Origin of the sequence: Paenibacillus lupini (genome assembly GCF_011761355.1) — a bacterium.
Lineage (GTDB): Bacteria > Bacillota > Bacilli > Paenibacillales > Paenibacillaceae > Pristimantibacillus > Pristimantibacillus lupini.
In genome coordinates, this window is sequence record NZ_JAASRW010000015.1 from 1 (window position 1) to 24291 (window position 24291).

At 46.7% G+C, this 24291-nt stretch carries 28 protein-coding genes, 2 tRNA genes and 1 rRNA gene; 23 read left to right on the forward strand and 8 right to left on the reverse strand.

What is annotated here, in order from left to right; all coding sequences use genetic code 11:
- Positions 1-26 precede the first annotated feature (26 nt).
- The 14 genes from rrf to FHS17_RS29565 all read left to right on the forward strand — a co-directional run bounded on the left by rrf (position 27) and on the right by FHS17_RS29565 (position 11153).
- A 5S ribosomal RNA gene (gene rrf, locus FHS17_RS29500) occupies positions 27-143 on the forward strand.
- A 123-nt stretch (positions 144-266) separates the two neighbouring features.
- Positions 267-1451, forward strand: a complete 1185-nt coding sequence (locus tag FHS17_RS29505; protein WP_167282928.1) for a GNAT family N-acetyltransferase — start codon at positions 267-269, stop codon at positions 1449-1451.
- A 166-nt stretch (positions 1452-1617) separates the two neighbouring features.
- Positions 1618-3075 carry an IMP dehydrogenase gene (gene guaB / locus FHS17_RS29510; protein WP_167282930.1) on the forward strand — a complete coding sequence of 486 codons (1458 nt, stop codon included), beginning with the start codon at positions 1618-1620 and terminating at the stop codon, positions 3073-3075.
- 280 nt (positions 3076-3355) lie between these two features.
- Positions 3356-4642, forward strand: coding sequence for a D-alanyl-D-alanine carboxypeptidase family protein (locus FHS17_RS29515; RefSeq protein ID WP_167282931.1), 1287 nt, complete (start codon positions 3356-3358; stop codon positions 4640-4642).
- 175 nt (positions 4643-4817) lie between these two features.
- Positions 4818-5699 carry a pyridoxal 5'-phosphate synthase lyase subunit PdxS gene (gene pdxS / locus FHS17_RS29520; RefSeq protein WP_167282933.1) on the forward strand — a complete coding sequence of 294 codons (882 nt, stop codon included), beginning with the start codon at positions 4818-4820 and terminating at the stop codon, positions 5697-5699.
- A 31-nt stretch (positions 5700-5730) separates the two neighbouring features.
- Positions 5731-6318: a pyridoxal 5'-phosphate synthase glutaminase subunit PdxT gene (gene pdxT, locus FHS17_RS29525; protein WP_167282935.1), complete on the forward strand. Its 588-nt coding sequence runs from the start codon at positions 5731-5733 to the stop codon at positions 6316-6318.
- A 36-nt stretch (positions 6319-6354) separates the two neighbouring features.
- Positions 6355-7638 carry a serine--tRNA ligase gene (gene serS, locus FHS17_RS29530; RefSeq protein ID WP_167282937.1) on the forward strand — a complete coding sequence of 428 codons (1284 nt, stop codon included), beginning with the start codon at positions 6355-6357 and terminating at the stop codon, positions 7636-7638.
- 80 nt (positions 7639-7718) lie between these two features.
- Positions 7719-7807 (forward strand) — tRNA-Ser (locus tag FHS17_RS29535).
- Positions 7808-8050: 243 nt separating this feature from the next.
- Positions 8051-8395, forward strand: coding sequence for a hypothetical protein (locus tag FHS17_RS29540; RefSeq protein ID WP_167282939.1), 345 nt, complete (start codon positions 8051-8053; stop codon positions 8393-8395).
- Positions 8396-8407: 12 nt separating this feature from the next.
- Positions 8408-8590, forward strand: coding sequence for a hypothetical protein (locus FHS17_RS29545; protein ID WP_167282941.1), 183 nt, complete (start codon positions 8408-8410; stop codon positions 8588-8590).
- Positions 8591-8615: 25 nt separating this feature from the next.
- Positions 8616-8765, forward strand: a complete 150-nt coding sequence (locus tag FHS17_RS29550; protein WP_167282943.1) for a small acid-soluble spore protein P — start codon at positions 8616-8618, stop codon at positions 8763-8765.
- Between the two features lie 120 nt (positions 8766-8885).
- Positions 8886-9941 (forward strand): hypothetical protein, encoded by a 1056-nt coding sequence (locus FHS17_RS29555; RefSeq protein ID WP_167282945.1) that lies wholly within the window; start codon positions 8886-8888, stop codon positions 9939-9941.
- A 22-nt stretch (positions 9942-9963) separates the two neighbouring features.
- A complete protein-coding gene (locus tag FHS17_RS29560) occupies positions 9964-10689 on the forward strand; it encodes a DsbA family oxidoreductase (RefSeq protein WP_167282947.1) in 726 nt (241 codons plus the stop codon).
- A gap of 38 nt (positions 10690-10727) precedes the next feature.
- A complete protein-coding gene (locus FHS17_RS29565) occupies positions 10728-11153 on the forward strand; it encodes a NucA/NucB deoxyribonuclease domain-containing protein (RefSeq protein WP_167282949.1) in 426 nt (141 codons plus the stop codon).
- A 57-nt stretch (positions 11154-11210) separates the two neighbouring features.
- Here FHS17_RS29565 and FHS17_RS29570 read toward each other — a convergent pair whose 3' ends face one another.
- On the reverse strand, positions 11211-12533 hold the full coding sequence (locus tag FHS17_RS29570) for a nucleotide sugar dehydrogenase (RefSeq protein WP_167282951.1): 1323 nt from the start codon (positions 12531-12533) through the stop codon (positions 11211-11213).
- Positions 12534-12665: 132 nt separating this feature from the next.
- Here FHS17_RS29570 and FHS17_RS29575 point away from each other — a divergent pair, with 132 nt between their 5' ends.
- From FHS17_RS29575 to FHS17_RS29585, 3 genes are all read left to right on the forward strand, one after another.
- Positions 12666-13430, forward strand: coding sequence for a glycosyltransferase family 2 protein (locus FHS17_RS29575; protein ID WP_167282953.1), 765 nt, complete (start codon positions 12666-12668; stop codon positions 13428-13430).
- Between the two features lie 97 nt (positions 13431-13527).
- Positions 13528-14304 (forward strand): methionine ABC transporter ATP-binding protein, encoded by a 777-nt coding sequence (locus FHS17_RS29580; RefSeq protein ID WP_167282955.1) that lies wholly within the window; start codon positions 13528-13530, stop codon positions 14302-14304.
- Positions 14297-14959 carry a methionine ABC transporter permease gene (locus FHS17_RS29585; protein WP_167282957.1) on the forward strand — a complete coding sequence of 221 codons (663 nt, stop codon included), beginning with the start codon at positions 14297-14299 and terminating at the stop codon, positions 14957-14959. The genes FHS17_RS29580 and FHS17_RS29585 overlap by 8 nt, the downstream gene beginning before the upstream one ends.
- Here FHS17_RS29585 and FHS17_RS29590 read toward each other — a convergent pair whose 3' ends face one another.
- The 3 genes from FHS17_RS29590 to FHS17_RS29600 all read right to left on the reverse strand — a co-directional run bounded on the left by FHS17_RS29590 (position 14960) and on the right by FHS17_RS29600 (position 16500).
- A complete protein-coding gene (locus FHS17_RS29590; protein ID WP_167282958.1) occupies positions 14960-15478 on the reverse strand; it encodes a DinB family protein in 519 nt (172 codons plus the stop codon).
- A gap of 376 nt (positions 15479-15854) precedes the next feature.
- Positions 15855-16121: a hypothetical protein gene (locus FHS17_RS29595; RefSeq protein ID WP_167282960.1), complete on the reverse strand. Its 267-nt coding sequence runs from the start codon at positions 16119-16121 to the stop codon at positions 15855-15857.
- A gap of 49 nt (positions 16122-16170) precedes the next feature.
- Complete coding sequence (locus FHS17_RS29600) at positions 16171-16500, reverse strand: protein tyrosine phosphatase (RefSeq protein ID WP_167283041.1); 330 nt, start codon at positions 16498-16500, stop codon at positions 16171-16173.
- A 146-nt stretch (positions 16501-16646) separates the two neighbouring features.
- Here FHS17_RS29600 and FHS17_RS29605 point away from each other — a divergent pair, with 146 nt between their 5' ends.
- Positions 16647-17372 (forward strand): MBL fold metallo-hydrolase, encoded by a 726-nt coding sequence (locus tag FHS17_RS29605; protein WP_167282962.1) that lies wholly within the window; start codon positions 16647-16649, stop codon positions 17370-17372.
- 195 nt (positions 17373-17567) lie between these two features.
- Here FHS17_RS29605 and FHS17_RS29610 read toward each other — a convergent pair.
- Positions 17568-17645 (reverse strand) — tRNA-Arg (locus tag FHS17_RS29610).
- Positions 17646-17929: 284 nt separating this feature from the next.
- On the opposite strand from FHS17_RS29610, the gene FHS17_RS29615 reads away from it, so the two are divergent.
- On the forward strand, positions 17930-18121 hold the full coding sequence (locus FHS17_RS29615) for an aspartyl-phosphate phosphatase Spo0E family protein (RefSeq protein WP_167282964.1): 192 nt from the start codon (positions 17930-17932) through the stop codon (positions 18119-18121).
- On the opposite strand, the gene tadA is transcribed toward FHS17_RS29615, so the two are convergent.
- A complete protein-coding gene (gene tadA, locus FHS17_RS29620) occupies positions 18122-18592 on the reverse strand; it encodes a tRNA adenosine(34) deaminase TadA (RefSeq protein WP_167282966.1) in 471 nt (156 codons plus the stop codon).
- Between the two features lie 213 nt (positions 18593-18805).
- On the opposite strand from tadA, the gene FHS17_RS29625 reads away from it, so the two are divergent.
- From FHS17_RS29625 to rluF, 3 genes are read left to right on the forward strand one after another with little or no spacing between them, the layout of a single operon-like run.
- Entirely contained in the window at positions 18806-20674 is a 1869-nt protein-coding gene (locus FHS17_RS29625; protein ID WP_167282968.1) for an ATP-binding protein, read from the forward strand.
- 16 nt (positions 20675-20690) lie between these two features.
- Positions 20691-21437 carry an NAD-dependent epimerase/dehydratase family protein gene (locus FHS17_RS29630; protein WP_167282970.1) on the forward strand — a complete coding sequence of 249 codons (747 nt, stop codon included), beginning with the start codon at positions 20691-20693 and terminating at the stop codon, positions 21435-21437.
- Between the two features lie 6 nt (positions 21438-21443).
- Complete coding sequence (rluF, locus tag FHS17_RS29635; protein WP_167282972.1) at positions 21444-22145, forward strand: 23S rRNA pseudouridine(2604) synthase RluF; 702 nt, start codon at positions 21444-21446, stop codon at positions 22143-22145.
- Positions 22146-22201: 56 nt separating this feature from the next.
- On the opposite strand, the gene motB is transcribed toward rluF, so the two are convergent.
- Both motB and motA read right to left on the reverse strand, forming a co-directional pair.
- Positions 22202-23026 (reverse strand): flagellar motor protein MotB, encoded by an 825-nt coding sequence (gene motB, locus FHS17_RS29640; protein ID WP_167283044.1) that lies wholly within the window; start codon positions 23024-23026, stop codon positions 22202-22204.
- Complete coding sequence (gene motA, locus FHS17_RS29645; RefSeq protein WP_167283042.1) at positions 23010-23807, reverse strand: flagellar motor stator protein MotA; 798 nt, start codon at positions 23805-23807, stop codon at positions 23010-23012. The genes motB and motA overlap by 17 nt, the downstream gene beginning before the upstream one ends.
- 170 nt (positions 23808-23977) lie before the next feature.
- On the opposite strand from motA, the gene FHS17_RS29650 reads away from it, so the two are divergent.
- Entirely contained in the window at positions 23978-24271 is a 294-nt protein-coding gene (locus FHS17_RS29650; protein ID WP_167282974.1) for a hypothetical protein, read from the forward strand.
- Positions 24272-24291 lie beyond the last annotated feature (20 nt).

The window sequence follows — 24291 nt, forward strand, 5'->3', positions numbered from 1 at the left end:
AATCCTTGAATAAGCTAACGCTTACGTTTGGTGGCGATGGCGGAGGGGAACCACGCGTTCCCATACCGAACACGACCGTTAAGCCCTCCAGCGCCAATGGTACTTGGACCGCAGGGTCCTGGGAGAGTAGGACGTCGCCAAGCAATAAAGAGCCTGTCACATTTATGTGGCGGGTTTTTTGTTATTCTTTTTTCTTTCGTTGCTCAGTCTTAGATAGCTGTGCCATAATGTGTATATTTACAGGCTAATTCGAGAGGAGCACGGTGATGACGAAAGAGATACGCTTGCTAACGTTGGATCAGTATGAGGATATGATGGAACTTAGTCAATTTGCTTTTCAGTATGAGGTTCCGCCTGCTAATTATGCAGAAGCAAGGAATCGTTTTGAGCATGAGGAAGCAGAACGATGGGGCATTTACTTGGAGGGTAAGCTAGCTGCGCAGCTTGGGCTGCTTGAGTTCCATACCTATATTGGAGGTAAGCGTTTTGCGATGAGCGGTGTGGCCGGTGTGTCTACATGGCCGGAGTTCAGACGTCAGGGGTTGGTCGCAGAACTTCTCCATCATTCTCTTGTGCAGATGAAGGAGAAGGGGCAAACGCTATCTTTTCTTCATCCTTTTTCGGTAAGCTTTTATCGCAAGTTTGGATGGGAGCTCTATACAGATCTGAAGACTTATAAAATAGATACAAGCTTGATGCCTCCTAGAACATCTTATAACGGGACGATCAAGAGAGTTGCAATTGATTATGAACTATTGAATCCGATCTATCAGGCTTATGCAAAAAGAATAAATGGTGCCCTCGATCGGTCTGAGGCATGGTGGAATTACCGGATCAAGTCGAGTAAAAAGGGACAAACTGTTGTTTACTTCGATACAGCAGGTGAGCCACAAGGCTATGTCATTTATGTGGTGAAGAATAGGGGGCTTCTCGTACATGAGTTTATTGATCTGACGGAAGAAGCGCGCCTTGCTTTGTGGTCATTCCTCTCCCAGCATGATTCGATGATTGATCAATTGGAGATGAAGGTAGCTGCAGATGATGGACAAGCTTATTTGCTTGCTAATCCAAGAATTAAGCAGGAGATCATGCCTTACTTTATGGCACGGATCGTGGATGCCGAAGCTTTCCTTAGAGAATATCCATTTGAAGCAAGTGGAGAGGAAACCTCCATTGTGCTAGATATTCAAGATGAACATGCACCGTGGAATGAAGGGATTTATCAGATTTCGATTGATTCAGATGGGACGGCGAATGTACAGCGTTTATCGGGAGAGAATAACCAGGAAACGATTCAGACAGGAATTGGAGCATTAGCTGCCATGCTGACAAGTTATAAACGCCCAACAGAGCTGCTTCGTTATGGACAGATTCATGGCGATCGCCATTTTGTAGAGCAATTGGAGAGACGGATCCCGGTTCGTACAACGTTTCTACCTGACTTTTTCTAGAGCATATATTGTCGGATTACCTATAGCTGGGTATTAAAAGGCTTACTTTCCTTCTTAAGGGAACCGTTCCACCTATAAACCTAACATCCTTGACAGCCCCTACCCCCTCTGATAATATTGCAATAATATGCGTGAGAGGTATCAAAATTAAGGGAGGAACTTACTCGTGTGGGAAACGAAATTCGCCAAAGAAGGCCTGACATTCGATGATGTACTGCTCGTACCGCGGAAATCAGTTGTATTGCCTCGTGAATCGGACGTATCTACAAAACTTAGCGAAGGCATCAAATTAAATATTCCGCTGCTAAGCGCAGGAATGGACACTGTTACGGAGTCGGCTTTGGCGATTGCTATAGCTCGTGAGGGCGGTGTCGGCATTATTCATAAAAATATGTCGGTAGCGCAGCAGGCAGAAGAAGTTGATCGTGTTAAACGTTCGGAGAGCGGCGTTATTACTAATCCATTTTCGCTAACGCCTGATCATCATGTATATGATGCAGAAGAGCTGATGGGCAAATACCGTATCTCTGGTGTGCCGATCGTTGACAGCGAACAAAAACTGGTTGGTATTTTGACAAACCGTGACCTACGCTTTGTTCATGATTATTCGATAAAAATTCACGAAGTAATGACACGTACTGATCTTGTAACGGCACCTGTCGGAACGACTTTGCAAGAAGCAGAAGGTCTTCTTCAAAAGCACAAAATCGAGAAGCTTCCACTCGTTGATGAGAACAACATCCTTAAGGGTCTCATTACCATTAAAGATATTGAAAAAGCAATTCAATTCCCTAATGCGGCGAAAGACAAGCATGGTCGTCTGCTTTGTGGAGCTGCAGTTGGTATCGGCAAAGACACAGCTGATCGTGCCGATGCACTCGTACAAGCGGGTATCGACGTACTAGTTGTTGACTCGGCGCATGGTCATCATATTAATATTCTTGATGCGGTTCGTAAGCTGCGTGCTAAGTATCCGGATCTTACAATCATCGCGGGTAACGTGGCAACAGGTGAAGCAACTCGTGATCTAATTGAAGCAGGAGCATCCGTTATTAAAGTTGGTATCGGTCCTGGTTCGATCTGTACGACACGTGTTATCGCTGGTATTGGTGTACCACAAATTACAGCTATCTACGATTGTGCTACAGTAGCACGCGAGTACAATGTACCGGTTATTGCAGACGGTGGCATTAAGTATTCCGGTGATATTACGAAAGCAATCGCAGCAGGAGCAAGTGCGATTATGATCGGCAGCTTGTTCGCTGGTACAGCTGAAAGCCCAGGCGAAACAGAAATCTTCCAAGGCCGTAGCTTCAAAGTATACCGCGGTATGGGCTCGCTTGGCGCAATGAAAGAAGGCAGTAAAGACCGTTACTTCCAAGAGAACGAAAGCAAGCTTGTTCCAGAAGGTATCGAAGGACGTGTTCCTTTCAAAGGTCCTCTTGCTGATACGGTTCATCAACTGCTTGGTGGTCTTCGCTCAGGTATGGGTTATTGCGGTACAAAAAATCTTGATGAACTACGTAACGATACGCAATTTATCCGGATTACAGGCTCCGGTCTTCGTGAGAGCCATCCGCATGACGTTCAAATTACGAAAGAAGCTCCAAACTACTCGCTGTAAGACCCGATTAACGGGAAACGGCAGGCAAGAGACTTAGTCTCTTGCCTGCTTTTTTTATCGAAAGACATCGATAGATGTCTTCTAAATAGATAAGAATTTTCTAATTTCGACTATTAATAGTACATATCCATTCCAATAAAACGTTGATCTGTCGCCCGAGGATGGCAGAGCCGACTCTATTTATACCAGAATGTAGAATCACCCCCCATCGGTTTAACTCTACCTCCCCCTGTGTTACAATGAAATTCAAACGACTTAGGGATGAAAAGGGGAGAAAACGTTGAAAGTATTGCCGGTAAGACTACGGTCGGTAGTAGTAGCTTTTGGAGCAGTTTTGGTAGCATTATCGTTAGGAACGTCCTCGGTAAATGCAGCAGGTACGCCGGGCGGCGAATGGGTGGAAAACTCCCTTGGCCTTGAGTTAAGTTCAGGCATCTTGATCGACGCAGACACTGGCCAGGTTGTATATGAAGTTAATGCGGACGAGCCTCGTCCACCTGCAAGTATGACAAAGCTGATGACAGAGTATATCGTCCTGGAACAAATTAAGAATAAATCACTTTCGTGGGATGAAATGATCACTGTTAGTGAAGAAGCAGCAAGTACGCCAAAAGACGGCTCACAGGTATATCTTGCGCAAGGTGAGCAATATAAGGTGAAAGACCTTTATATGGCTATGGCTGTAGGTTCTGCGAACGATGCTACGATTGCCTTGGCTTCCGCAATTGGCGGCAGCGAGCAAGGTTTTGTAGAGAAAATGAATGAAATGGCTCAAAAACTCGGACTTACTTCCGCTCATTATACAAGTGCAACAGGTTTGGCTGATACAACATTGATTTCGGCGAGAGACCAGGCAAAGCTGGCTCAAACGATTATCAAGGATGATCCTGAGTTTCTGGAGTATGCTTCTACGACAGAATACCAGTTCCGTCCTCGTGATGACAAACCAATCGTTAATATAAACTGGATGCTTGCTTCTAACAAGAACAACACTTATCTGAAGGCTTTTGCTTATGACGGTGTTGATGGTATGAAAACAGGCTATATTTCAGCTGCCGGCTATACGTTTACAGGAACAGTTAAACGTGGAGACCAGCGTTATATTAGTGTTGTTATGAATACAAAGTCGAAGGAAGCACGTTTTAACGAGACGGCGAAGATGTACAACTACGCTTTCAACTCTCTGGAGAAGAAAACAATTATTGCAGCGAAATCTGTGGTAGAAAAAGCAGAATCGGTTAAGATTAAAAAAGGTGTAAAAAAATCGGTTCCGATTATTACAGAATCCGACATTTCGCTTATTGTGAAAAAGGGAACTGAGCCAAAGATCGAGCTTGCTGGCTTTGAACTTAAGAAACCGGAAGAGCTTGTTGCTCCAATTAAAGCCGGTCAAGTTGTAGGTACTGCAACGTACAAATATACCGATGACCAAGGCAAAGCACTCGAGAAAACAGTCAATCTGATCGCCAGCAAAGATGTGAAGAAGGCAGGCTGGTTCAGCCTGATGTTCCGCGGAATCGGTGGCTTCTTCTCTGGTTTGTTTAATGGTATTGTTGATTTGTTCTAAACTCGCATCAGACTTACTCTAATCTGTGGAACAGGCGGTAAATCAAGGGTTGTCGATTAATGGCCCATCCTGTAAAATTAATGGTTAGAGTAAGCGGCTATGCTTCAACTAAATAAGCGATTAAGCGCAAATACCCCATAGAGGGCTGCGCTCCATTTTGAGGAGGATTTCTAGCATGGAAACAGGAACTTCGCGCGTAAAACGTGGTATGGCAGAAATGCAAAAAGGCGGCGTAATCATGGACGTTATGAACGCCGAGCAAGCTAAAATTGCGGAAGCAGCAGGTGCTACGGCAGTTATGGCACTGGAACGTGTACCTTCCGACATTCGTGCAGCAGGCGGCGTTGCCCGTATGGCTGACCCTACAATTGTAGAACAAGTTATGAAAGTCGTTTCCATTCCGGTTATGGCGAAAGCTCGTATTGGTCATATTGTAGAAGCACGTGTTCTTGAATCAATGGGTGTTGACTACATTGACGAGAGCGAAGTACTGACTCCTGCTGATGAAGTGTTCCATATCAGCAAGAATGATTACACTGTTCCTTTCGTTTGTGGTGCTAAAGACTTGGGCGAAGCTCTTCGTCGTATCCAAGAAGGTGCAGCTATGCTTCGTACTAAAGGCGAGCCAGGAACAGGCAATATCGTTGAAGCTGTTCGTCACCTTCGTCTGATCAATGGCCAAATCCGCAAAGTGCAAAACTTGTCGAAAGATGAGCTGTACCATGAAGCAAAAGTACTCGGCGTTCCTTATGAGCTGCTTCTTCAAGTTGCAGAGAACGGTAAACTTCCAGTTGTTAACTTTGCAGCAGGCGGCGTTGCGACTCCATCTGATGCAGCACTGATGATGGAACTAGGTGCAGACGGCGTATTCGTTGGTTCCGGTATCTTCAAATCGGACAGCCCTGAGAAATTCGCTCGTGCAATCGTAGAAGCAACAACGCATTACAAAGATTACAAGCTGATTGCTGAAGTATCCAAGAACCTGGGTACGCCAATGAAAGGCATTGAAATCTCGAAGTTGAATGCTAGCGAGCGGATGCAAGACCGCGGTCTGTAAGAAGCGGCATATATAGAAAGGCGTGTAGGCGATGAAAATAGGTGTACTCGCGCTTCAAGGCGCAGTAGCAGAGCATATACGCAGTTTGGAAGCGGCGGGCGCGGAAGCGGTCGCCGTTAAACGAATCGAAGAGCTTGAAGAGCTGGACGGTATCGTTATTCCAGGCGGCGAAAGCACAACAATCGGCAAACTGATTCGCAAATATGGTTTCCTTGAAGCTCTCAAAGAGTTCTCCAAGCAAGGTAAGCCACTCTTTGGAACATGTGCGGGTCTTATTGTTTTGGCGAATAAGATTGATGGTCAAGATGATGCGCATTTGCAATTGATGGATATGGTCGTTGCCCGCAATGCGTTTGGCCGTCAGCGCGAAAGCTTCGAGACGGATCTTCCGATCAAAGGAATTGAAGAAGCGATCCGTGCAGTGTTCATCCGTGCTCCCCTCATTAAAGAAGTTGGCAGTAATGTAGAGGTATTGTCCGTGTACAACGATGAGATTGTGGCAGCAAGACAAGGGCATCTGCTCGCTTGTTCCTTCCATCCAGAGCTGACGGATGATTATCGCTTGCATGCGTATTTTGTCGACATGGTGAAAGAAGCTGCTGAATCAATTACGAAGTAATTGTACTTCGGAAGCATAAGAGAGGGGTCTACTTTCGTGTTGGACGTGAAATGGCTACGTAATGAATATGAGCAGGTGGAGAAGGCGCTGAACAACCGCAGAGCCTCGCTCGACCTTATTTCCGCTTTTCCAGAGCTTGACGTAAAACGTCGTGACTTGCTCGTGGAGACGGATACTTTGAAAAACCGCCGTAATACAGTATCGCAGGAAGTTGCGAAGCTGAAAAAATCAGGCGGAGATGCTGAAGCACTGATCGTAGAGATGCGTGAAGTCGGTGATCGGATCAAAGAGCTTGATGAGGAAATCCGTATTGTTGAAGCACAAGTGGAAGAGCTTATGCTGTCGGTTCCCAACCTGCCTCATGAAACGGTTCCGGTAGGTGCTTCAGAAGAAGATAATGTCGAGATTCGCCGTCATGGTGAACAGACAGTGCTTGGCTTTGAGCCAAAAGCACACTGGGACCTCGCACAAGAGCTTGGGATCCTCGACTTTGAGCGTGCGGGTAAAGTAACAGGATCACGCTTTACGTTCTACCGTGGCCTTGGTGCGCGTCTGGAGCGTGCTCTGATCAGCTTCATGATGGACTTGCACAGTGACCAGCACGGCTATGAAGAAGTGCTGCCGCCTTATCTCGTCAATCGTGACAGCTTGATTGGTACAGGTCAGCTGCCGAAATTTGAAGAGGACCTGTTCAAAATCAGCGACTCTGATTATTTCTTGATTCCAACAGCAGAAGTTCCGGTAACCAACCTTTATCGTGAAGAAATTCTGTCTGTGGATGAGCTGCCGAAATATTTCGTAGCTTACAGCTCGTGTTTCCGTTCAGAGGCAGGTGCTGCTGGCCGTGATACACGCGGTCTTATCCGTCAGCATCAGTTCAACAAGGTCGAGCTGATTAAACTGGCGAAGCCAGAAGAGTCGTATGATGAGCTGGAGAAAATGACAGCTAATGCAGAGAAAGTGTTGCAGCTGCTTGGCCTGCCTTATCGTGTATTAGCGCTCTGTACAGGCGACATGGGCTTTACAGCGGCTAAAACGTACGACCTGGAAGTGTGGCTGCCAAGCGCAGGTACATACCGTGAGATCTCGTCTTGCTCTAACGTAGAGGACTTCCAAGCTCGCCGCGCAGGCATCCGCTTCCGCCGTGAAGCGAAAAGCAAGCCTGAGTTTGTGCATACACTCAATGGCTCGGGTTTGGCAGTAGGCCGTACCTTTGCTGCGATCCTCGAGAACTACCAGCAAGAGGATGGAACCATTATTGTTCCGGAAGTGCTTCGTCCTTACATGGGTGGATTGGACAAAATCAGTCCGCGTAATTAAATAAATTTGCTACAGGTCAAAAATTAGGTTGCTTCTCGTTTTTGGCCTGTGGTACAATAAGCTTTGTCAGTTCTTAATACGGAGAGGTACCGAAGCGGTCATAACGGGGCAGTCTTGAAAACTGTTAGGGTGCAAGCCCACGTGGGTTCGAGTCCCACCCTCTCCGCCAGTTTTATAATAAGCATACATACTTACGTCCGAGACTTGGTCTCGGGCGTTTTTTGTTGTCCTGGGGATAAAGAATTTGTCTCTAGTTGTATACCTGTGTACAAACTAATCAAACTCCTTATACACAATATTGTGAATAAAGTGGGTAATATGTGGATAAGTCTGTGGATAAGTTGGATAGAAAGTTATCGCATAATTCGATTCACAATTTCGCATCTTATAAGTTGTGGAGGTGCTTTTATAAATGGCTAATGAAGAGCTTCAAATTGATCAAAATCAGCTTGTAGCTGCATGGCAGCGTACCTTGCCTGAATGGATTAAAGATGCGGATAATTGCGAAGTATTCCCCGATGAGGCTGATCCAAAGGCTCTGCGCATAACGATTAGTGCAGCAGGGCGCCAAACTTACTCCTTTGATTTTAAGGTTTGTTATGTGGATAGCCGTGAAATGAAGGTAGAAATTATTGATGTGGATAAAAATAATGTATCAATTGATGAGCGAACAGATCCGATGCAGCAGCTTATTCAGGATTACACCCGTCACCTGCATGAATGTGCACAAGCACTTCAGCAGCTGACACATGCATAGGAGGAACGATTGATGACGAAAGCAAAAGGATCACTCGATAAAAATTTATCCAATGTGATTGATGACTTGGCACAAACGCCAGTCAACAGCCATCAAGCGCAGCAATTACAGCAGGATGTTAATGACAGACGCCACCAGGATGCGTTAAATCATGATCAGCCGACAGATTTGACGCATCAACGCAGCAGCAGCTAACCTTTGTTAAAGGAGGCATACAGCTATGAGTAAACCGGATTCCTATCCTGTCCCTGAAGCACAAGAAAATGGAGGCAGACAGCGTCGAAGCCGCGGTCAGCAGCAGGAGCCATTGTCTGGCTCCAAAAAGGTAAAGCAAAGAAATCATGTATCACATAATAATCCTGAAGGTTAATGATATAACCATGAAATCCCGTTTCAGCTTGCTGGAACGGGATTTTGTTGCAATTATCTTCTAAATGGGCGGGTGATGTTATAGAATGAGTATATTGTTCAAAAGGGGGACGAACCTGTTATGAAAAACGTACAACGATTAGCTATGCTTGCACTCATTGCTGTTCTACTAGTTGTCGCAGGCTGCAGCTCAGGCAGCACACCGCCGAAGCAAGCACTCCAAGATGCGATGAAAAATATGGAAAATATAAACAGCTACTCCTCGCAAATGTCTCTTGGTATTGATAACCTTGAGTTACCGGCTGGAGTTTCGCAAAACGGTATGGATGTAACCTCGGTCGTATTAGGTATGCTGAAGGGCGCAAAGCTGAATATTAAGGCTGTCTACGCAAAAGAACCTCAGCGTACAGATATGGAGCTGAATCTCCAATTATCTGGGACAACCCTTACAATTCCAATGATTCTAACGGCTGAGAAGCTTTATATGAAGCTGCCTGCCTTGCCTATGCTGGAGCTGCCGGAATCAGCAGCGGGTAAATTTATTGAACTGGATCTGAAGGCTCTTGCTGAACAGCAGGGCACTGCTGCTGCGCTGGACACTGCCTCCGCACAGAAGTTTGCACAGGAGCTTGGAGCGATTGTACTTAAGCATTTTGACGAGAAGACATATTTCAGCAATGTGAAAGCTAAGGATGCTAATCTGCCGGACGATGTAAAGGCGGAGCAAATCATTCGATTTGCCATTGATGACAACAACTATAAAGAGTCTGTAGAAACAATCGTAAATGATATGCTTCCGGAACTATTAAAGGTTATGGCTTCGAATGAATCTTATCTGCAGCTGATCCAGAAGTCTAAGGAAGATATAGAGAAGATGCAGACCGATTTGGATGCGAACAAAGCATCCATGATTGATTTCCTGAATGAAAATGTGAAAGTAAATGAGCTTTCGATTACCGGTGCGATTAATAAGGATAAGCAGCTCACTTATGAAGCGGGAAAAGTGAATGTGGAATATACCGATAAAGCAACGGGTAATGTGTCGAAGATTAATGTTCATTTTGATATGAAATACAGCGATTTGAACAAGGATCCAAAGTTCCTATATGATGTTCCTACAGATGCAATGAGGTTTGAAGATCTCATGAAGCAAATGAAGCTTCCCTTGGGACTATAAAAATTAAAGGATGGTGTTATAAATGAAAGTAGAAGTATGGTCGGATTTTGCATGCCCGTTCTGTTATATCGGCAAACGCCGTTTAGAGGAAGCACTAAGCCAGTTTGAGCATGGCGAGAAGGTCGAAGTGGAATTCCGCAGCTTTGAACTGGATCCGAATGCAAAGGTCGATATCGGCTTTGATGTGTATGACTACTTGTCGACGAAATACGGGATGTCTCGGGAGCAGGCAATCTCCAATAACGTGCAGCTGACGGAACAGGCTAAGACACTTGGTCTCGATTATCATTTCGATACAATGATTCTGACTAACACCTTCGATGCCCATCAACTAACGCATTTCGCTGCGAAATATGGGAAGCGCGAAGAGATGGCAGAACGTTTGTTCAAAGCGTATTTTACGGATTCGAAGCATTTGGGAAAAAAAGAGACTCTGGCTGATCTAGCGGCCGAGCTTGGCCTTGATCGTGCGGAGGCGTTGAAGGCTCTAGAAGAAGGAACTTACAAGCAGGAAGTGCGCTCTGATGAACAGGAAGCAGGAGAGCTTGGGGTACGTGGTGTACCATTCTTCGTCATCGACCGTAAATATGCGGTATCCGGTGCGCAGCCAAGCGAGGTATTCCTTCAGGCCGTTACAAAGGCATGGGATGAGAGCAAGCCGCTTACCGTTATTGGCGGTGATGGTTCGACAAATGCTGTGGATGAGGCGTGCGCAGACGGTGTGTGCGCTCCTAATTCCAATAACTAACCTAAGTTAAGGTAAAGTGCAGCAGGAGGTCGCTCAGCTTGAAGAAATTACTCGTCATCTTGCTTGCGGCCATTGCCATCTATATCGTACCTCGATTAGACAGCTGGCAAGAGCAGCATGAAGCAGCGCCAGCATCCACAAGTGATTATACGTTGGAGTTTCCGGCTGACCGATATCCGGAGACAGCTAAACATATTGAGAAAGCTATGGATGCAGGCGAATCAAAGATCTGTACAATTGACCGTGACAAAGCCGATGAGAATCGGAAGGAATCATTGAAGGATATCCCAACCAAGTCCGGCTATGACCGCGACGAATGGCCAATGGCGATGTGCAAAGAAGGCGGAGATGGCGCTGATATTGCATATATCCATCCATCTGATAACCGCGGAGCGGGTGCTTGGGTAAGCAATCAACTGGATACCTTCCCAGATGGAACTCGAGTGGAGTTTATAGTGAAGTAATGGAATAGGCCTTTGCAGTCCACGACAATCGTGGCTGCAAAGGCCTATTTGTTATTTTCATTGTGTCCCGTCCCCAAAGGTGACGAGTTTAGCCTGCATGTCTGCAGGAGCGTTAAGTGAAAAGGAATGACGGGTATCGAAAATAAATCTGCTGTGGCTAGCTATGCGATCAACAGGCATAACATCGTGATTTGTACAAATAAGAACACAGTCGGCTTGCTCCAGCCGTTCTTGTGTTAATTCCACACCTTGAAGCCGAGTTCCATCCTCCAGCTTAATTTGAGAGACGAATGGATCATGATAATGCAAGACAGCCCCACGATGAAGCAGGCGGCTAATTAATGGAATGGCAGCAGACTCCCGGACGTCTGCAATATTAGGCTTATAAGTTACGCCATAGACGAGAATATGGGCACCTGTAAGCTTTTTCCCATCAAGAAGCTCTTGCTCAATCCGGTCGGCAAGGTAAGAGGGGATTCCCTCATTTACTTGCTGGGAAAGCTCAATGAATCGACTGTTTATACCTGTTTGTGCAGCTTTCCACTGCAGGTATAGCGGATCTACGGGAATACAGTGGCCTCCTATCCCTGGACCAGGGTAGAAAGCGTTAAAGCCGTATGGCTTGGTAGAGGCGGCTGCAATAACCTCCCATACATTGATGTTAAGTCTGTCGCAGAGCTGGGCGAATTCATTGATGAACGAAATATTGATGAATCGATAGCTGTTCTCGAGCAGCTTGGCTGTCTCCGCAGCCTCTGTAGTTGATACGGAGACTACTTGTTCGAACACTAGGGAATAGAGCTCCAGCAGCTGCTGTGCACAGGCTGGTGTTATACCGCTGATGATTTTGGGAATATCGGAGAAGGCCATACTTTTATTCCCGGGATCAATTCGCTCTGGGGAATAGCCGATATACAACTCTTGCCCAACTACGAGGCCACTTTTTTCAAGCAATGGCTGTACGACTTCTCTGGTAGTGCCTGGATACGTAGAGCTTTCAATAACGACAAGCTGTCCGGAACGTAATAGCGGGGCCAGCATGGTGCAGGTATCGGTTAAGAATGATAAGTCAGGGCTGTTGTCGGGCGACAATGGGGTAGGTACGCATATAATAACAGTATCGGCGCCGGCTAATGAGGCATAATCCGCCGACACCTGCCAGCGTCCCGATTGGAGCGCTTCAGTTAGATCGGCATCGGATAAGTCCTGAATATAGCTTTTGCCATCCTGTAAGGCTGTTATTTTGATTGTGTCATAATCGATACCGATCACTTGAAATCCTTTGCGTACGAACATCATCGAGAGCGGAAGCCCCACAAATCCGAGACCAATAATCGCAACCTTCTTAAGCGGGGCCTGTATCGTGTGGTCATCCTCCATAGATCTATCTATCTCCTTTCGCAAAACCGCGATCCTATTCTACTAAAATATTAAAAAGCTGCTTGAATGAGCACGACATAAGCCTGTATGTCATGTCCATTTTCAAGAGAATAATAGGAGGGTGCGAAGGCAATGAGCGCTGCAGACTCAAAAGGCGTTACAATTATCACGGCTACCATGCGGCCGCAATTGATTAATCAACTCTTTCAGAATTATTCCCGGCAGGATTGGGAGAATAAAGAGCTTATTATTATTTTGAACAAAGATAAGGCAGGGATTGGGCAATACTTGAATAAAGCCAAGTCCATTCCGAATGTCAGAGTGTTCCGGATGCCGGAGAGCGCGAAGCTTGGCGCATGTCTCAATTATGCTGCCTCCTTGGCGAAGTACGATTATATAGCCAAGTTTGATGACGATGATTATTATGGGCCGAACTATATTCCCGAGGCGATGGCCATGTTCCAGACAAGTAAAGCGGATATTGTCGGGAAGCTGGAGATTTACTACTTTTTCCCTCATCGTTCCACGTTAATGCTTCGGAAAAAAAATACGGCTTATTATTCGACATGCAGAAAAGTAGCAGGAGCAACGATTATGTTCCATAAGAGAGTGCTCGAGAAAGTCTCCTTTAATACCGAGGTGCGACAAGGCTCGGATGTCCGGTTTATCAAAGGGGCACTGGAGCAGAAATTTCGGGTCTATACGACCTCACCTTATAATTTCACTGCCCTTCGCCGGGCGGACCGTAGTTCTCATACATGGAAGATCACCGATAATCAGCTGCTGAGGTCAAGGAATGCCGTCATTACACGTACTTCCTACTACCGGAAGCATGTACACCGCTCGATGCAGCAGCTTCGTGCTCTTGGACTTCGACGTCCCAGTACTATCAGCTAGTACGCGCAAAGCTTTCCCGAGCAGGGGATCACTTGTCGTCCCTCCCGATGTTTGCTACCATTAGGGCAAATTGTTCACGGGAAATAGGAGAACGAACATGATCACGCTTAGAGAAGTCAGCAAGCAATATAAAGTCGGCCGCGATTGGGTGGATGCGGTTAAACCAACCTCGCTTCACGTTGAGAAAGGGCAGATTCAAGGGATTATAGGCTTTAGCGGAGCGGGGAAATCTACCTTGCTTCGAATGGCCAATCTGCTCGAGCTACCAACGGCAGGCGAGGTTTATATTGATGGACAAGAGCTTACGGGGCTTAATGCCGGGGAGCTACGAGAGGCTCGGCGGTCGATCGGCATGATCTTTCAGCATTATAATTTGTTGAGCAATGAGACTTGTGCGGCCAATGTCGAGTTTGTGCTGAAAGCAGCGAATGTACCGTCCAAGCAGCGTAAGAGAAGGGTAGAGGAATGCCTTGAGATTGTTGGGCTTGCAGATAAAGCGCGGCAGTATCCGGCACAGCTTAGCGGCGGTCAGAAGCAGCGTGTAGCGATTGCAAGGGCGCTTGCGAATAATCCGAAGGTGCTGTTGTGTGATGAGCCAACCTCTGCGCTTGATCCGGTAACGACGCTGTCGATTCTGGAGTTCCTGGAGAAGATTAATCGGGAGTTCCAAGTAACCATTATGCTGGTGACACATGAGATACAGGTAGCGAAGCGGTTATGTAGTCAGATTGCGGTAATGGAAGGCGGAGTGATTACGGAGCAGCTTGATCGGAGTCGTCCGGACATCGAGCCGGTAACGCCGTTTGGAAAGTTTTTATTCGATACAACAAACTCATCCTCTGTCTGGTATAGAAGGGGAGAGCAGCATGAATAGTATTTTAGCTTTACAATCAGAGATTGAAAAAGCAATCGAGCAGACGCTAACCATGGTATCCATCTCGGTCGCAGCAGCAATTATCATTGGCATGCCAATCGGAATATTACTGTTCCTAACCGCACCCGGTAATCTGAAGGGCAATCGTCCCTTATACAGCGTTGTGGGCTATTTGGTGAATCTCGTTCGTTCTTTTCCTTTTCTTATTCTGCTAGTCGCGTTAATTCCATTCTCGAGAATGATTGTAGGGACAGCGATTGGTCCTTTGGCGGCTTCGGTATCGTTGTCGGTTGCGGCTATTCCGTTCTATGCGAGGTTGGTCGAGCAGAGTTTACGGGATATACCGAAGGGCATTATTGAGGCGGCGGTAGCCTCAGGGGCATCGCTTAGGCATATTGTCTTTGGAGTACTGTTATCGGAAGCCCGCCCGGGATTGGTATCTGGACTAACGGTAACGATTATCAGCTTTATCTCATACTCAGCTGCTGCGGGAACGGTAGGAGGCGGGGGGATCGGGGATTTGGCCATTCGTTATGGCTATCAACGATTCGATACGGAGGTTATGGTTGCCTGTATTGTTATTCTGGTTGTTATGGTTCAGCTTGTCCAATGGGCAGGCAGCTTTGCTGCTGCCCGATTAGATAAGCGCAAATAGTTAAGCGTTCAAGTAACGCTCCTCAATAATGGACAAATGATTCCGCTCGTGGCCATAGATAATACAAGCTACAGCACGTACGGTAAGCGGTGATTGATTCGCAATGCCAGACCGGGTAAAGGCCTCTGCAGGCAGCTGCTTAAGCAGAAGAATGGTCGCTTGGCGGACCGCATTATAATTTTCGAGAAGATCGGAAACCGTGAGGCCGCGGAATGGATCGCCTTCCATATAAGCGTCCTGGTCAAAGCCAGGGAGCGGGGTTGAATCGCCCCTTGCAATGCGGAGCAGACGGTAGCTTATAATACGCTCCGTATCGGTCACATGCCCAAGCACTTCCTTAAGGGACCACTTGCCTTCGGCATAGCGATAGTCGGCACTTTCTGCAGATACCGCGGAGAAAATCCGGTTCGTTTCTGCCTGTTGCTCTTCTAATAGCGTAATCAGGTTTCCTTCTGGAACAAGGCTGATGTAACGGGAGAAAAACTCGTTATATTCGCTTGCTTGTGGACGTTCAAACATGGATGGCACCTCCTAGAATTAATTGGAGTATACCGCCTGTGTTGTTTCTTTTCAACTAAAAGAAGGAGCCCTGTTAGGGGCCCCTCCTCTGACGGTGTGTTGATTGTTTGAGACTTTACATATCACACTTCAACGTATTGATCACTCGGGCGGAGCTGCTCACGATCCGTTAGGGCGAAACGTGTTAAGCTCGCGTTAGAAGTACTCTGCGGCACAACCCCTCGCTTCCATCGCATTAAGTGGCTAGTTAAGATCCCCCAGCAGTTCTTGCTCCAAATGGGACAATGGAACCACACCTCACTTCACACCGTCACAAGTATTATGGTCGGTTTTAGGAGTTGCTATGCATGCGGCAAAATTATTTTTTGTTCATGGCTTAATCCCAATCCCTTAATGCTGATCCGCAAACGCCACAGACGCGGTCCGTCTTCCGCACCATATGGTTGCAGCCTGGACATGGCTCGAGATCTTCTTCGCTTGCCGCAGTCTCCTGTTCCGTACCTTTGCCAATTAGATGATTCCGAATGTCCTGTACATTCTTAGCCAGGGCTGAGTTATCGATGGCGCTTTGAATGACTTCGTACAGGATCCACAATAAGAAAGCGCCTACTAAACATACGCCAATAATTACGAACACAACCATTATGTCACCCCGTTATTTGTAACATTTATATTGGATGGCTTTTCTTCAGCTAATTCGGCACTTCAATATACTCTGATACGCTGTTCTTAAGCAGTTCAATTAGCTCCTCGTCCATAAATACATATTCATCGGGGATACCGAGGCAAATCACTTGTTTTCCACTCAGCAGGGAAGCGAATTTCGATTGAAGTCTTCTCAAATGCTTTTTCTCCATAACAAAGATAGTATCTGCCCAACCAATATGTCCTGCGGTAATCTTAATACGGGCATTCTCTTCTGTTCCAGCAGACCTGACTTCGTATTGGCTGTATTGTTCGAATACTTTCTCCGCAGTAAGGCTGCGCCACTTGTTCCTGCTGCATACAAAGAGTAGCTTAATAAGATCACTCCCCTCAATACTTACTTTTATTCCATATTGTTACACGGGGAAATAGGTGCGTCAACGTGCCGAATTGACTCGAATACAAAAAGAGATCTATACTCTACTCGTATGTTTATGATCGATTTGAGTGGGAGGTAGTTAATATGCGAATTGCAGATGGAATTGAAATGCTGGAGCTTAATTTTGGGCCGATGACAATCTGTCCAACGATCCTTTGGGACAAGGATGAGTGGGTGTTAATCGATACGGGGATGCCTGGAACGGCACCGGTAATTATAGAACTTGCTAAGCAAGCAGGTATTGGGGAAGTGCCGCTTAGTACCATTATTCTGACACATCAGGATATTGATCATATCGGGGGCCTTCCGGCGTTTGCGGCAGGCAAACCAGCACCTGTAGTCTACGCCCATGAAGGTGATAAAGCGGTAATCAACGGCAAACAGCCGATGCTGAAGGCAACACCGGAACGCATAGCTGGTTTGCTTCAGGCTCTTCCAGAGTTGGCACGCAGCCAATTCGAAACGATGTTCCTGAAGCCGACTAGTGAAAATGTGGATCGTACGCTGGCAGACGGTGAGGAGCTGCCTTTTGGCGGCGGTCTAACGGTTATTCACACACCTGGCCATACACCGGGGCACGTAAGCCTCTATCATAAGCCGAGCAAGACACTGATTGCCGCGGATGCGATGGTTGTCGAGAACGGGGAACTGAAAGGCCCTAGAGAGGCGGTTACGCCGGATATGGCGTTGGCGCTTCAATCGCTGAAGAAGTTTAGAGACTACGATATCGAGAACATTATTTGCTATCATGGTGGACTGCTACAAGGCGATGGAAATAAGCATATAGCAGCGTTGACGGAGCGGGTATAGAACGTTAAATAAAACACGCGCAAATAGCCTCGTAGGGCTGTTTGCGCGTCCTTATTTGTGAAACTGCAGGCAAAGTCATTTTGGTTAAAGAAATAATGGTGTTAAAAGGCGGCCAACTGGCCGTCTTTTTCTAATTTGATTTAATGAAAATAAAAAGAACCACATAACATCATGTGGTTCTGGAAGGTCATCTTATGGCGCGCCACGGCGGGATTCGAACCCGCGACGCATAGTTTAGGAAACTATCGCTCTATCCTGCTGAGCTACGGGCGCACAGTATGGTTTATTTTAGCATGGGAGGCTTGGAACATGCAACGCCGTCATTTCGTCTATTTTTATGTCAGAAAACTTATCAACAAATATATGAACGAGCATGAAACATCTAGACGACTCACACAAAAGATGGTAATTTAGTACTGTTGGTCTATTTCATGTCGAAACATGCCTAAAAATTGTGTTTTCTTGTCGACAGGTTTTTACAAACAGTCAAATGAAGAAAGCGTATAATAATTTTAATACCACATCTACGAATATAAGGAGCGTGCCCCAAAGCGATTATGGACAAAACAGACCTGCTTATACAATTGCAATCGCTGCGGCTGAAGCTTCATGAAGTAGCAGAGGCACGCGGTAGCTTGACCGATCCTGATGTTCTGGCAATCAGCGAAGAGGCTGATCAATTAATCGTTGCTTTGCAATATATGCAGCGTAACGAAGTTGCTTGTTCTTCCGTAAGGAGAAGCGAGTAATTATTTGCGTTTATTTCTCAAATTTCTGAAGAAGTTCGTCAGCAGTGCTGCACATTCAGCTTGTAGAATGCCGCTGGTTACTTCAGTCTCATGATTAAATCGGGGTTCCTGAAGCAAGTTCATTAGTGTACCTGCACAGCCTGCTTTAGGATCCCCCGTTCCGTATACAACCCGTTTTACCCTGGACTGGACAATGGCGCCTGCGCACATTGGACAAGGCTCCAGTGTGACATACAGTGTACAATCCAAGAGCCGCCAAGCGCCAAGGCGCTCGCAAGCCTCTCGAATAGCGACCATTTCGGCATGTGCAGTCGGATCATGGTTAATCTCCCGTAAGTTATAACCCTTTCCGACAACTTCCCCATCTTTCACAAGGATTGCGCCGATCGGTACTTCGCCTATTTGCTCTGCTTTTTTGGCTTCCTCAATGGCGAGCTGCATCCAGGCTTGATCTTCTTGTTCACGAATCATATTTTCCTCCAATTAACGATAAAAATCGAACATTTTCGCATTTATTCATCGAACAGATATTCGGTTGTTAACATGTAGTGGATAAAGTTGTGGATAACTTAACAAATGTCCACAAAAATACACACAAACTATTCTAGGGGTATGTGGATAAGTTGTTGATAATGTTAATAACTTGTGGATAACATCTGCCATACATAAAGGATGTGTTGAGCCATGTCATTCAAATTCAAGTTCTCCATCTACATAATTATGATTGTTCTGGCGATGTTCATCCTTATCGTTATTTTGGACCAATATGCCGCTCTTCGCAATATGAATCGAGATATGGAGCGTCTCATGCAACAGGCTTCTAGCCAATTATCCGCGTCATTTGAACAGTATCCGGACTGGTCGGAGTCGGCAGAACTTCGTTCTGACCCGGATTTTGAGCCAAATGTTATGCAGCTGCTATTAAAAAAGCTTTACCCGGATTTAGAGGAAGTAACCGTCTTCCGGCCTGATGCCACAGGTGATTTGTCTGATCAGCAGGTTATCTATGGTACCTATAGCATCCGTGAAGCAAGTGATAAGTCTTATGCCTCGCAGGCGGTGAAGTCCGGCTTTGAGGTGCGGGAAATTAAGCTGGACGGCAAGGAGTATGTGAAAAGCTATTACAGCGACGAGAGCATTGCCCCATTCGTCATTGGCATGGTCTATGATTGTGAGGAATATAAACAGATCATGAGCATGAAACGCTGGGATGCGATTACCTATGCAGGGATCATCCTTCTTTTCGTGCTAGTGAACAGTTATTTGTTAGCTGGATTTATGCTGCGTCCGCTGAATGCGATCTTGTGGAAGGTCAATGAAGTATCGCTTGGCCGCTTCCAGACCGCAATCAAGGTAAGAGGCAAAGACGAATTTGGACTGCTTGCGCTGAAGATTAATGCGATGTCTCAGAATCTTAGCATCTATATGGATAAGCTGCGGCAGGCATTTGAAGATAACCGGCAGATGAAGGAGTATTTGCAGTCTTTTATAGACCATACCAGCGACGCCATCCACGTGGTAGATCTGCAAGGCAAGACGATTCAAGTGAATAAGGCTTTCGAGCAGCTGTTTGGGTTTACGTCGGAAGAAGTCTTTGGGGAAGAAATCGAACTTATACCCGATACCCACAGGGGAGAAATGAGGCTTGTCCTTAGCTCTTTACAGGAGGGCAAGGTGCTTCCAGCTCAAGAGACTTTCCGAATGACCAAAAGCGGTGAGGTCATCCCAGTCAGTGTTACAATATCACCAATAAGGGACACGGAAGGCGTCATTCAGGCTTTCGCAAGTATTACCAGGGATATGAGAAGCCGTAACCGGATGGAGGAGCTTCTGCGCCGTTCAGAGAAGCTGACGACCGTTGGTCAGCTTGCGGCAGGTGTTGCCCATGAAATCCGTAACCCGCTTACGACACTGCGCGGATTCCTACAGATCCAGCAGCATACCGGAAAGATGAATCAGGAGCATACAGGGCTCATGCTGTCGGAACTTGACCGGATTAACTTAATTGTCGGGGAGTTTCTTATTTTGGCGAAGCCGCAGGCGACAAGGTTTGCGACAAAGGATGTCAGAGACGTCTTCCGCAGCGTCTTATCGCTGATCGACAGTGAAGGTCATTTGCATAATGTAACATTCAAGACTTCTTTTACAGAAGCAGCCTGCCTTGTCTCGTGTGAAGAGAATCAGCTTAAACAAGTATTTATTAATCTGCTCAAGAATGGGATCGAGGCGATGCCATCGGGAGGAAGAATACACACTCATATCGCTTCGAAAAATGATCAGATTACAATCTCGATAACGGACGAAGGAATTGGGATTCCAGAAGACATGATTCCGAAGATCGGCAATCCTTTCTTCACTGGCAAGGAGAGCGGTACAGGGCTTGGAATGATGATCAGCCAGCGGATTATACATAGCCATCAAGGGTTGATGGAGATTAAAAGTCAGGTTAACGTAGGGACGACCATTATTATCACGCTTCCCGCTTTGAAAGAAGACAATGGCAGCGGTATACTAGTTGAAGGATTACTGGGTCAGAACACGAACGTCGGCTGAGGGGGCTTATCCGTCAATGGACAATAATGAAGGCATGGGCACATACAGCAGCTTAATTGCAGGGGCAACGGGACTTGTTGGATCAGCACTGCTGGAGCAGCTGCTGAATGATCCAGCATGCCATTCCATTACGGTATTAGCCAGACGCCCGCTTGGCCAGGCTCAGATGGAGCCGGCTTTTAGAGCTAAGCTGCGAGTCATTATTGCGGATTTCGACCGGATGTGGGAAGCGCTTGACGATGTGTCGGTGGATGTCGTGTTTTGTACACTTGGAACGACGATGAGGACGGCAGGCTCACAGGAAGCCTTCCGCAAGGTGGATTATGACTATCCGCTTGCCTTGGCTGAATGGGCGAATCATTCAGGTGCGAAGCATTACTTGGTTATTACGTCGATGGGTGCTTCATCCTCGTCGTCCTTTTTCTATAATAGGGTAAAGGGTGAACTCGAGGAGCAGCTGGTGCAGATTCCGCTGGACTCGGTTCGTATATTTCGGCCTTCTTTATTGTTAGGCGCAAGACCGTCGTTCCGCCTGGGAGAAAGAATTGGCGCAGCCGTGTCGAAGGCAGTACAATGGGGAATGGTAGGCTCGCTTCGGCAGTACCGTCCAATTGCAGGAGAACACGTGGCGAAGGCCATGCGGACAGCAGCGAAGCAAGCTATGATAGAGCAAGCCAAGGAGCAGAATACGAAAGGACAGCCTGCTGTTTACACGTATTCCTCTAATCGCATAGCGGAAATGGCAGCACAGACTACGGGGTGAACATTTGTGCGTATTAATAAGTTTATTAGTGAGACAGGATATTGCTCGCGGCGTGAAGCGGATAAGCTGGTTGATAGCGGACGTGTCACGATTAACGGTGAGAAAGCAGAACTAGGAAGTCAGGCTGAGCTTGGCGATGATGTGCGGATTGACGGAAAACGAATCGGCGAGCATAAGCATCATGTGTATATTGCGCTTAACAAGCCCATTGGCATCACCAGTACGACAGAGCTGCATATTCGCGGCAACATTGTCGACTTTGTTGGTCATCAAGAACGGATCTTCCCGATCGGCCGGCTGGACAAGGATTCGGATGGGCTCATTCTGCTTACGAATGATGGAGACATTGTGAACCCGATTCTTCGTTCAGAAGGCAAGCATGAGAAGGAGTATATCGTAACGGTTGACCGATCGATTACAGCAGAGTTCGTGAATGGAATGTCGAGTGGTGTTCGAATACTTGGAAGCATGACTCTACCTTGTCAGGTAACGAGAGTAACGGACCGCGTCTTCCGGATTATTCTGACCGAAGGCCGCAACCGGCAAATTCGCCGGATGTGTGAAGCATTTGGTTATCATGTACGGAAGCTGCAGCGAGTTCGGGTTATGAATATTCAACTGGGCCAGCTGCCAATCGGCAAATGGCGTGATCTAACGGAAGTAGAGAAAGCAGAGCTGTTCCATACGCTGGATTACAAGCCTTCTTAGGCTGCATATCCAAATGAGAAATCCCCTGATCGAAATCGATCAGGGGATTTTTCTCATCATTGTTTAGGTGTAGCAGGGACTTGCTGAGTATTCGTGGCATCGACATATTTCCGGATAATCGATACTTCAACACGGCGGTTTTTGGCGCGTCCAGCGGTTGTATCGTTGGATGCCACCGGCCGGTACTCGCCATATCCAATGGCGCTGAACCGCTCCGGCTTCAGCTTATTATTCTTGAGCAGTACATCCATGAACCGGATCGCTCGTGAGGAGCTGAGATCCCAGTTGGACTTGAAGGACTGCGTCCGAATCGGCTGATTATCAGTGTGGCCGGATACAATAATTTCATAGCCGGTATAAGGCTCAAGCATCTTGGAGATGGCTGCTGCGAGCTCAATCGAATCCGATCTGAGGGCATCGCTGCCGGATGCAAACAACGCATTATCACTGATGGTAATCATCAGTTGTGACTGATTCAGCTTTGTTTCTAAATCGGAGGAAAGGCCGTTTTTCTTTATATATTGATCGAGCTGCTTCTTCAGCTTCTCCAGATCTTCCTGCTCTTTCTTCATCAGTTCTTGCAGAGTAGATTCGCTGTCATTTTCTTTATTTTCTGTATTGGTCTTCTTCGCGTCATCAATTTTCTGCTGGGGCTGCTCTCCCGACTTAATAATGGCCGGGTTGTCCAGAATGCCGGCTCCTGAATTAAAGGCCGCGCTGAAGGCCTCGCTCATTTGCTCGAATTTTCTGGCGTCCGTGGAGCTGGCCGCATACAATACAATAAATAGTGCAAGGAGTAGTGTTAGTAAATCGGCATATGGGATAAGCCATGATTCGTCGATATGTTCTTCGTGGTCGTCGTGCTTACGCTTTTTCACCAGCGCCAGCCTCCTTCTCCCTCATTGCCGCCCGTTCCGTCGGGGTGAGGAATACAGACAGCTTCTGATTAATCGCAATTGTAGATACGCCGGATTGGATGGACAGCAGACCTTCAACCATCATCAAGCGAAGCTGAACTTCTTTCTTGGATAGACGTTTCAATTTGTTCGCGATTGGATGCCAGAGCACATAACCGGTGAAGATACCAAGCAGAGTTGCGATAAAGGCACCTGCAATGGAATGAGCGAGAGTCTCCATGTCATCCATATGTCCAAGTGCACCAATCAGACCAACTACGGCACCTAGTACACCAAGTGTAGGAGCATACGTACCAGCTTGCGTGAAGATCAACGCGCCAGCTTTATGGCGGTCTTCCGTCGCGGAGATATCTTCAAGCAGAACATCGCGGACAAAGTCCTGATCGTTGCCGTCAATAATCATACGCATGCCGTTACGGAGGAAAGTATCCTCAATATCGTCGACCCTTGCTTCCAAAGCAAGAAGACCTTCACGGCGTGTGATGGATGCCCATTCCATAAAGTTCTCGATGAGCTGCTCGCGCGGCATTAGCTGCTGCTCTTTAATAACAATTTTGAATAGTTTTCCAACCTTGGACAGCTCCGACATCGGGAAGGCAATCATAATAGCGGCAATGGTCCCGAGGACGATAATCATATAAGCGGCGGGATTTAACAGATTGCTTAGAGCGGCACCCTTCAGCGTCATGCCGACCAGTACCGCAACAAGTCCTAATACTATACCGATAATTGTAGAATTCTTCATCATGCACCCCGTCCAGTACGTTTTCGACAAATCTCTAGTTCTTATATCGACAAGTTAACGTATGGAAATTAGACTTTCAGAAATGATTTAAGAGAGAGGGCGTTAATTTTCATTAAAATGCGGTAAAATGAATGTATAGCAGATAAATTTGGTAAAGGTGGTTAACAGCAATGGGCGTTAGGCACGCAAGGGAATATGCAGATATATTGAAAGAGCTGACGGAAGCCGTCGGCGAAGTGGAAGGCAGCTATACTTTTTTTGAAATGGAAGAAGAAGAGTGGGCCGCACTTGGTGATGATGACCGTCATGAAGTAATGGAGGCGCTTGCGGACGATGTGTTCTTTGGTCTTGGCGAACAGCCGATGATCGAGGTTGGCAAAGGATCAATTACGTACCATCCGAAGCATCATGTCATTGAAGTGTCCCATGGAGATAACGTGACGCGCATGATTCGTTTGACATAAAGGTAGTAAAGGGAGAGCGT